Origin of the sequence: Aeromonas sp. HMWF014, assembly GCF_963878295.1 — a bacterium.
Lineage (GTDB): Bacteria > Pseudomonadota > Gammaproteobacteria > Enterobacterales > Aeromonadaceae > Aeromonas > Aeromonas popoffii.
In genome coordinates, this window is sequence record NZ_CAWNYS010000298.1 from 1 (window position 1) to 1,772 (window position 1,772).

At 60.8% G+C, this 1,772-nt stretch carries 1 protein-coding gene; it reads right to left on the reverse strand.

Annotated features, from left to right (window positions below):
• On the reverse strand, window positions 1–1,772 hold a 1,772-nt coding region (locus tag AAC083_RS12285), incomplete at both ends, for a T1SS-143 repeat domain-containing protein (protein ID WP_441296519.1).

The following is a 1,772-nucleotide window of genomic DNA, read 5'->3' on the forward strand; positions in this document are numbered from 1 at the left end:
TTGTGGTCCAGCTCGCCACTCAGGGTGACCTTGGCTGTGACGCTCCAGTTGCCGTTGTTGTCGACCAGACTCAGCTCGGCGCGCAGCACCACCTGTCCACCGCCGGTCCCGACCAACTGACCGTTGGCATCGAGGGAGAAGGTGACCGGATTGCCGTGGCTGGTCAGCCCGGTCAGGGTGCTCTGAATAGCGGTGATATCAAAACCAAGGGAGCTGGGGTCGAGGGCATCACTGCCGTGCGCCACCGAGAAACTCATGGTGCTGACGGCGGCTGCCTCCCCTTGCGCCGTCTCGGTCATCGTGGTGCCAGTCACGGCAGAGATGGTCGGGTTGGCGCCATCGCCCACCGCGACTGTAAGGGTGGAGGAGACCTTGTCGCCATCACTGTCGAGCAGGGAAAAGTCCGCTTGCAGCAAGCTATTTGCACTACCCTGATCGAGCTGCTGATGGAGGGTGACGCTGTATTTGCCGTCATCGCCGAGGGTCAACTCAAACACCAGCTTGCCATCGGGGGTATGCCCCTCGATACGGTGATCGGCCACCGTGATGGCAACGGCCTGCTTGCCCGAGGTGAACCCTTGCAACCCCGGCTGATTGGCATCGAAGGTGATGCTGGCCAATGGATCGCTGCCTACCGTGATGGCCAGATCGCCAGACAGGCTCTGCCCCAGCTGCCAGTCGCTATCTTCGCTTACGGTGACCGAAACCGGATTCACTTGCGGCAAAACACCGTCGGTAATGGTGATATTGAGGGTGCCAAGATTGCTCTTGTCCCCGTCAAAGTCGCTGCCTTGTACCTTCAGGCCGAGGTTGAGGCTGTTGGTCGCCACTGGCTCATCAAACACGCCGGTCAGAGAAACACTGTATTTGCCATCCAGCCCGATGGTGACGGTGAGGATAGCCTTGCCCTGCCAATCCTTGACGATCAGCTGGTTGTCATTGACCTCGACACTGGTGGCCTTGCCCTGACTGGTCAGCCCGGCCAACGCCGGTTGGTTCGCATCAAAGTTGAGGGAAACCAGACGATCGCTGCCCACCGTCACCGGCAGCTGACCATCAATGCTCTGGTTGTCCCCCTCTTGCAGGGCAACCCCCTTGTCGATGCCCAATGCGGGATCACTGCCATCATTGACGGTCAGCGTCAGGTTGGCACTGGTGCTATCGCCGTCAATCTCGTTGGTGCTCACCTGCAAACCGAGGGAGAGGCTGTCACTGCCCTGATGATCCAGCGGCCCGGTGAGTGTGACAACTACCCGACCAGCCAGATCGCTGCCCTGCTGCTCAGCCTTCAGCTCGGCGCGCAGCACCTCTACCCGTTTGCCACTGCCATCCAGGTAGTAACCCAACAGGGTGCGATCACCGGCAAATTCGAATGTCAGCGGATGGCCATCACTCCCCAGCCCGGCACCGTTGAGGGTGGCCAGGGTCTGGCTCTGGTTACTGAACACCAGCGAATCCACCAGCAGGGGATCGGCGGTGTGTTTGACCACAAAGCTGCTCTCGCCCACCACGGCGCCGCCGTTGGTAAAGGCATCTTCGGTCAGGGGAATGGCCGGGATGTCGAAGCTGGGCGGATTGCTGTCCACCAGAGTGAGCACCAGCGGCGCCTTCACCAGATCGCCGTCGCTATCGCGATATTCGAGGTTGAACGGCAGGCGCAACGTGTCCTGACCGTGATCCAGACTCTGACTCCAGACGATGCGGTAGCTGCCGTCATTGTTGAGGGTCAGGGTGAAGACGGTCGAACCACCGGCGGTGGCGGTCAGGGTCTG